The 813-nt window shown below is 70.2% G+C and carries 1 protein-coding gene; it reads left to right on the top strand.

Going from position 1 to position 813, the window contains the following annotated elements:
- Positions 1–813, top strand: an 813-nt coding sequence (locus ACYP01_RS23315) for a TRAM domain-containing protein (protein ID WP_459683049.1), incomplete at both ends; no start/stop codon positions are given.

Below are 813 nucleotides of genomic sequence, written 5' to 3'. Positions count from 1 at the left end.
GGGCAACCCCGGTCACGGCGGGTTCGTCGTCGCCCGGCACGAGGGGCGGGTCGTGTTCGTCCGTCACGGTTTGCCGGGGGAGCGGGCGCTGGTCCGGGTGACCGAGGACAAGGGCGGATCGTTCTGCCGCGCCGACGCGATCACCGTTCTCGACGCTTCTCCGCATCGGATCGATCCGACATGCCCGATCTCCGGCCCGGGCGGGGCGGGCTGCTGCGACTACTCGCATGCGGATCTGAGCGTCCAACGTGAGATGAAGACCTCGGTCGTGCGGGAGCAGCTTCTGCGACTGGCTCGTGTCGAATCGGACGTCGAGGTAGAGGAACTGCCCGGAACCGGAGGCGGAACGGGTTGGCGCACGCGAGTCCGGTTGGCGGTGGACGGGCACGGTGTCGCCGGATACCACGCGTACCGCAGCAACCGGATCGTCACAGACCTGCGGTGCACCCAGATCGATCAGAGCGCGTACGACGGTCTCGGCGGTGCGCAGTGGGCGCCAGGTAGCGAGCTGCAGGTCGTTCTCGACGCTGCGGGCGAGCGGCACGTCGTGGAAATCGCGGCACCCGCGGTGTCCAAGACGGGACGGCGGACGCCCGGGCGACGCGGCGCGATGGCACGCCGAGCGGCAAGCGGCGGCCCGCGAAAGACCCGAGTTGCCATCGGATCGGACACAGTGACGGAGCGCGTCGGCAGTCGAGAATGGGCGCTGGCCGCGACCGGTTTCTGGCAGGCCCATCGCGGCGCGGCGGCCACTTACTCACAGGTGGTCGGGGAGTGGGCCGGAGCCGCTACCGCGGACACGGCCTGGGATCT

The sequence above is a fragment of the Rhodococcus sp. no. 34 genome, from assembly GCF_054589475.1.
Note: the sequence above shows the minus strand (reverse complement) of the source record. Positions and strands in the feature narration are given on the sequence as shown.